Annotated in this window: 5 protein-coding genes; 1 reads left to right on the plus strand and 4 read right to left on the minus strand. The window is 68.3% G+C overall.

All coding sequences use genetic code 11. From position 1 onward, the window contains the following. The first annotated feature begins 105 nt into the window (after positions 1–105). Entirely contained in the window at positions 106–1,224 is a 1,119-nt protein-coding gene (locus tag FQ389_RS11960) for a PQQ-dependent sugar dehydrogenase (RefSeq protein WP_186296385.1), read from the plus strand. A gap of 19 nt (positions 1,225–1,243) precedes the next feature. On the opposite strand, the gene gatB is transcribed toward FQ389_RS11960, so the two are convergent. The 4 genes from gatB to gatA form a co-directional block, all read right to left on the minus strand. Continuing rightward, a complete protein-coding gene (gatB, locus tag FQ389_RS11965; RefSeq protein WP_144207925.1) occupies positions 1,244–2,755 on the minus strand; it encodes an Asp-tRNA(Asn)/Glu-tRNA(Gln) amidotransferase subunit GatB in 1,512 nt (503 codons plus the stop codon). A 56-nt stretch (positions 2,756–2,811) separates the two neighbouring features. After that, positions 2,812–3,837: a MinD/ParA family ATP-binding protein gene (locus tag FQ389_RS11970; RefSeq protein WP_260860696.1), complete on the minus strand. Its 1,026-nt coding sequence runs from the start codon at positions 3,835–3,837 to the stop codon at positions 2,812–2,814. 270 nt (positions 3,838–4,107) lie between these two features. Further along, complete coding sequence (locus tag FQ389_RS11975; protein ID WP_144207929.1) at positions 4,108–5,139, minus strand: ATP-dependent 6-phosphofructokinase; 1,032 nt, start codon at positions 5,137–5,139, stop codon at positions 4,108–4,110. A 45-nt stretch (positions 5,140–5,184) separates the two neighbouring features. Further along, a partial coding sequence (gatA, locus tag FQ389_RS11980) for an Asp-tRNA(Asn)/Glu-tRNA(Gln) amidotransferase subunit GatA (RefSeq protein ID WP_144207932.1) occupies positions 5,185–6,543 on the minus strand: 1,359 nt, incomplete at its 5' end.

The following is a 6,543-nucleotide window of genomic DNA, read 5'->3' on the forward strand; positions in this document are numbered from 1 at the left end:
ACGGTGTTTCGAAACGGTAAACACGGGCCGCTCGCGCCGGGCCGGCAGTGCGCGCCCGCCCACGCCTGTGGCGCCGGTGCCGGCACTGTCCGTAGCCTGTCGGTCATGCATTTGAGGTGTTCGGTGCGGTGCGGGCTCGCCGCGCTTTGCGCGGTGATGTTGGTGACGACGGGTTGCACCCGATTCAACGATGCGGCATCTGCGCCGTTCACCACCGCCCCCGAACTCAAGCCGCAGCCGAGCTCGACGCCTCCCCCGCCGCCGCTGCTGCCCACGCCGTTTCCCAAGGCCTGCCCGGCCCCGGGGGTGATGCAGGGCTGCCTGGAGAGCACCAGCGGCCTGATCATGGGCCCCGACAGCAAGACGGCGCTGGTCGCCGAGCGCACCACCGGCGCGGTCAAGGAGATCTCCGTCAGCGCCGAGCCGAAGGTCAAGCTGGTCGTTCCGGTCGACCCGTCCGGCGACGGCGGCCTGATGGACATCGTGCTGTCGCCCACCTACACCCAGGACCGGCTGATGTACGCCTACATCAGCACGCCGACCGACAACCGGGTCATCCGGATCGCCGACGGTGACATACCCAAGGACATCCTGACCGGAATCCCCAAGGGCGCCATCGGAAACACCGGCGCGCTGCTGTTCAGCAGCCCCACCACGTTGCTGGTGCTGACCGGCGATGCCGGCAACCCTGCTTTGGCTGCCGACCCGAAATCGTTGGCCGGCAAGGTGTTACGCATCGAGCAGCCGACGACCGTCGGACAGGCGACGCCGACGACCGCGCTGTCCGGCGTCGGTTCGGGCGGCGGCATGTGCATCGACCCGGTGGACGGCTTGCTGTATGTGGCCGACCGCACCCCCACCGCGGACCGGTTGCAGCGCATCACCAAGGCCTCGGAGGTTTCCACGGTGTGGACCTGGCCAGACAAGCCGGGCGTGGCCGGCTGCGCGGCGATGGACGGGACCGTGATGATCAACCTGGTCAACACCAAAATGACGGTGGCGGTGCGGCTAGCGCCGAACACCGGCGCGGTGACCGGCGAACCCGATGTGGTCCGCAAGGACGCGCACGCTCACGCGTGGGCGTTGCGCTTGTCGCCGGACGGAAACGTATGGGGCGCGACCATCAACAAGACCGCCGGTGCCGCCGAGAAGCTGGACGACGTGGTGTTCCCGCTGTTCCCGCAGGGTGGCGGCTTCCCGCGCAACAACGACGACAAGGCCTGACGCGGGCGGTCGAGCGGCGTTAAGCCTGTCCGCAGGCGGCCAGCACCAGTTCGCGCACCCACGCCGCGTCGGCTTGCCCGCGGGTGGCCTTCATCACCGCGCCGACGATGACCCCGGCGGCTTGCACCTTTCCGCCGCGAATCTTCTCCGCCACATCGGGATTGGCGGCCAGCGCTTCGTCGACGGCGGCCTGGGTGACCGAGTGGCAGCGCACCAGCGCCAAACCGCGGGCGGTCATCACCTCTTCGGGCTCGCCCCCACCTGCCAGCACACCCTCCACGACCTGACGGGCCAGCTTGTTGGACAGCTTGCCCTCGTCGACCAGCGCGATGACCGCGGCGACCTGGGCGGGCGTGATGGGCAGCTCGTCCAGCTCGACGCCCGCCTCCTTGGCCTTCTGCACCAAAAAGTTTCCCCACCAGGCACGGGCCTGCTCGGCCGACGCCCCGTGTTCGATGGTCGCGGTTACCAATTCCACCGCCCCGGCGTTGACGAGGTCGCGCATCACCTTGTCGGAAACACCCCAGTCCTGCTGAATCCGCTTGCGGCTCAACCACGGAATCTCGGGGAGAGTCTGGCGTAGCTGCTCGACGAGTTCCCGGCTGGGCGCGACGGGTTCCAGGTCAGGCTCGGGGAAATAGCGGTAATCCTCCGCGGTTTCCTTGGTGCGTCCCGGGCTGGTGTATCCAGCCTCGTGAAAGTGCCTGGTTTCCTGCGTGATTCGGCCACCGGCCAGCAGAACCGCAGCCTGGCGCTGCATTTCGTAACGCACCGCGACCTCAACGGTTTTCAGCGAGTTGACGTTCTTGGTCTCGGTCCGGGTGCCGAACTCGGCGGAGCCGACCGGCTTCAGCGACACGTTGGAATCGCAACGCATCGAGCCCTGATCCATCCGGACGTCGGATACGTCCAACGCGCGCAACAGGTCTCGCAACGCCATCACGTATGCGCGGGCGATCTGCGGGGCCCGCGCCCCAGCGCCCACGATGGGCTTGGTGACGATTTCGATCAGCGGCACCCCGGCACGGTTGTAGTCGATCAGCGACGTCGTCGCGCCGTGGATGCGGCCCGTCTCACTGCCCAGATGGGTCAGCTTGCCGGTGTCCTCCTCCATATGGGCCCGTTCGATCTCGACACGCCACGTGGTGCCGTCGTCCAGCGGTGCGTCCAGGTAGCCGTTGACGGCGATCGGCTCGTCGTACTGGGAGATCTGGTAGTTCTTCGGCATGTCCGGGTAAAAGTAGTTCTTCCGGGCGAAGCGGCACCACGGCACGATGTCGCAGTTCAGCGCCAGCCCGATGCGGATCGCCGACTCCACCGCGGCCTGGTTGAGCACGGGCAGCGAGCCGGGCAGGCCCAGGCACACCGGGCACACCTGCGTGTTGGGCTCGGCGCCGAAAGCGGTGGAGCAGCCGCAGAACATCTTGGTGACGGTGGACAGCTCAACGTGAACCTCGAGGCCGAGCACCGGCTCGTAACGCGCGAGGACCTCGTCGTAATCCAGCAGATCGGCCCCGGACGTAACAGTCATGGGAAGATCCTAATGGGGACGCCGCGGGCCACCGGGCCGGGCGCGGCGGGCCGCGATCAGGGCATGCGGGCCGGCAGCGGCGGCCGGCGATCAGGGAGTGCGGGCCGTGCCGGGCGTCCGGCGGCCAGGTCGGCCAGCGCTGCCGCCAGCTCCAGGTAGCCGCGCCGGCTCTGCCTGCTCAACCGGTCCACGCCGAGCTCCCGGCCGTCGTGGACATGCCGATCGAAAGGCAGCACCACGCCAGCGCCGACGCGAGCGGCCATCGACTCGAACGCCTTGCTGACGACGCCGTCCGGCGTGGCCGGCTCGGTGTGGTTCATCACCAGCGCGGTTGAGCCCATCAGATGCCGATATCCGTACCTGCACAACCACTCCAGTGTGGTGTTGGTTTTGCGCACCGCGTCGATGGATGTACCGGTGACCACCACCAGGGCCCGCGCCTCGGACAGCACGGCTTCCATCACGGCAGAGTTGATCGCCTTGACGCAATCCACCAACACCACCGAATAGTAATTCCGCAGAATCGAAAACGCCTTGGCGAAGTCGCTGCACTCCAGCCGACAGCCGGTATGAGCGTAATCGGGCAGCCCGAGCACCTCCAGGCCGAAGCTGTTCATGTGGGTGTGCGACCGGATCGCGGAGTACTGCGTGACCGCGCTGCGCGCGACGAGATCCGCCAGGGTGAGCGGGTTGCGACAACCGTGACGTTCGGCCAGGTCGCCGGTGTCGATGTCGACGGCGATGACCTGGTCACCGCGCGCCTCGGCGAAGGTCGAGCCGAGCGCTTCGACCACCGCCGTATTGTCGACACCGTCTTTGAAGTTAAGCACCGCGATCGGGAACCCGCCGGCCAGCGGCACCGCGATCCGCTCCCGCAAGTCTTGCTCGTACAGCGCGTCCTTGCCGGGCCCCAAATCGATTCCGGTCACGCGATGGATCATCTGCCGCCAACCGAACGACCGGGCAGGGCTCCCCTGGTCGGCGTGGCCCCGGCCGTCCAGCGCGGTGCCGCCCAGCGTCAGATCGGGACGGTAGGTCACCGCACGCCCGGCCCGGGCTAGCCGATAGCGCCGTTCCGGCACCGTCGCCGCCGTCGGGTCTTCCCTGCGCCAGGAGTGCGGCCGGACTCCGCGAACGCCACCGGGGTTGCTCCTACCCGGGTATAACCGTTCCGACCTGGCAGTTAAACCCGAAAATATGAAATAATTCACTCTCTTGCGGGCGGGTCGGCAAAGTCGACGGCGACCGGGCTGCGACTCGCCGTTCGACTAATCTACCGGCCCGGCCATACCCACCCACAACGTCGCAACCGCGCCGGGGTGTTCGCCGGACAAGGCCCGGAAAGGGTGCTGTCAGCCGAAGAACGCGGCGGCCTCGTCGTAGCGGGTATCGGGCACCAGCTTGAGCTGGCGGGTCGCGTCGGCCAGCGACACCCGGCCGATGTCCTGCCCGCGCAGCGACACCATCTGGCCGTACTCACCGGCGTGCGCGGCGTCGGCGGCGTGCACCCCGAACCGGGTGGCCAGCACCCGGTCGTAGGCCGTCGGCGTACCGCCCCGTTGCACGTGGCCCAGCACCGTCACCCGGACGTCCTTGTTGATCCGCTTTTCCACCGCGACGGCCAGCTGCTGAGCCACGCCGGTGAAACGCTCGTGCCCGAAATCGTCGATCCCGCCCTCGCGCAACGGGATCGAACCAGGAATCGGCTTGGCGCCCTCGGCCACCACGCAGATGAAATGCGAATCCCCGCGCTGAAAGCGCCGTTTGACAAGACGGCACACGTCCCCGATATCGAAGGGCTGCTCGGGGATCAGCGTCATGTGGGCCCCGGACGCCAGGCCCGCGTTGAGCGCGATCCAGCCGGCGTGGCGCCCCATCACCTCGACCAGCATCACCCGCTGATGGGATTCGGCCGTGCTGTGCAGCCGGTCGATCGCGTCGGTGGCCACGGTCAGCGCAGTGTCGTGTCCGAAAGTCACGTCGGTGCAATCGATGTCGTTGTCGATCGTCTTGGGCACCCCCACCACGGGAACGTTCTCCTCCGACAGCCAGTGCGCCGCGGTCAAGGTGCCCTCCCCGCCGATCGGGATCAGCACGTCGATGCCGTTGTCGTCCAGGGTCTGCTTGATCCGGTCTAGGCCGGCTCGCAGCTTGTCAGGGTGCACCCGGGCGGTGCCCAGCACCGTTCCGCCCTTGGCCAGCAGCCGGTCGTTGCGATCGTCGTTCTGCAACTGGATGCGCCGGTTTTCCAGCAAACCGCGCCAGCCGTCCTGAAACCCGACCACCGACGAGCCGTACCGGGCGTCGCAGGTGCGCACCACCGCCCGAATGACAGCGTTGAGGCCGGGACAGTCGCCCCCTCCGGTGAGTACTCCGATACGCATGTTCTTATCTTGCCCGCACCGGCGGCCCGACGGGCAAGTCCACGGCTAAATGGTCGGCGCCGCGGGCAGCGGGCCGCGCGCGGCCTCGTAGGCGGCGCCCACCCGGTAGAGGCGATCGTCGGCCAGCGCGGGAGCCATGATCTGCAAGCCCACCGGCAACTGGTCGTCCGGGGACAACCCCGACGGCACCGACATGCCGCAGTGCCCGGCCAGGTTCAGCGGCAGCGTGCACAGGTCGAACAGATACATCGCCAGCGGATCGTCGATCTTCTCCCCCAAACCGAACGCCGTCGTCGGGGTCGCCGGCGAGATCAGCGCGTCGACGGATTGGTAGGCCGCGTCCAGATCGCGGGCGATCAGGGTACGGACCTTCTGCGCCTGGTTGTAGTAGGCGTCGTAATAGCCCGCGGACAGCGCGTAGGTACCAATCATGATGCGGCGCTTGACTTCCGGGCCGAATCCCGCGGCCCGCGTCATCGCCATCACTTCCTCGGCGCTGTGGTTGCCGTCGTCACCGACCCGCAGGCCGTAACGCATCGCATCGAAGCGCGCCAGGTTGCTCGACACCTCCGACGGCAGGATCAGGTAGTAGGCCGCCAACGCGTTATTGAAGTGCGGGCAATCGACCTCGCTGACCTCGGCGCCTAGCTCGGTCAGCTGCTCTACCGCCGCCTCGAACGACGCCAGCACACCCGGCTGGTAGCCCTCGCCACGCAACTGCTTGACCACACCGATCCGCACACCCTTGAGGTCGCCGTCCGCGCCGGCACGGGCGCCGGCGACCACGTCGGGCACTGCGACGTCCAGGGAGGTGGAATCCAGCGCGTCATGCCCGGCGATCACTTGGTGCAGCAGCGCGGTGTCCAGCACGGTGCGGCCGCACGGCCCGCCCTGATCCAGCGACGAGGCGCAGGCCACCAGGCCGTACCGGGACACCGTGCCGTAGGTGGGTTTGACCCCGACGGTCGCGGTCAGCGCGGCGGGCTGACGGATCGACCCGCCGGTGTCGGTCCCGATCGCCAGCGGCGCCTGGAAGGCGGCCAACGCCGCGGCGCTGCCACCGCCCGAGCCTCCGGGCACCCGGTCGAGGTCCCACGGGTTGCGGGTCGGGCCGTAGGCCGAGTTCTCCGTCGACGAGCCCATCGCGAACTCGTCCATGTTGGTCTTGCCCAGGATCGGGATGCCGGCGGCGCGCAACCGGGCGGTGACGGTGGCGTCGTACGGGGAACGCCAAGCCTCGAGGATTTTGGATCCGCAGGTGGTCGGCATGTCGACGGTGGTGAACACGTCCTTAAGGGCCAGCGGGACACCGGCCAGCGCCGAGGGCAGCTGATCCCCCGCCGACACCGCCGCATCGACCGCGGCCGCCGCCACCAGCGCCTCGTCGGCAGCGACATGCAGGAA

It is taken from the genome of Mycobacterium tilburgii, from assembly GCF_902168065.1.
Classification (GTDB): Bacteria; Actinomycetota; Actinomycetes; order Mycobacteriales; family Mycobacteriaceae; genus Mycobacterium; species Mycobacterium tilburgii.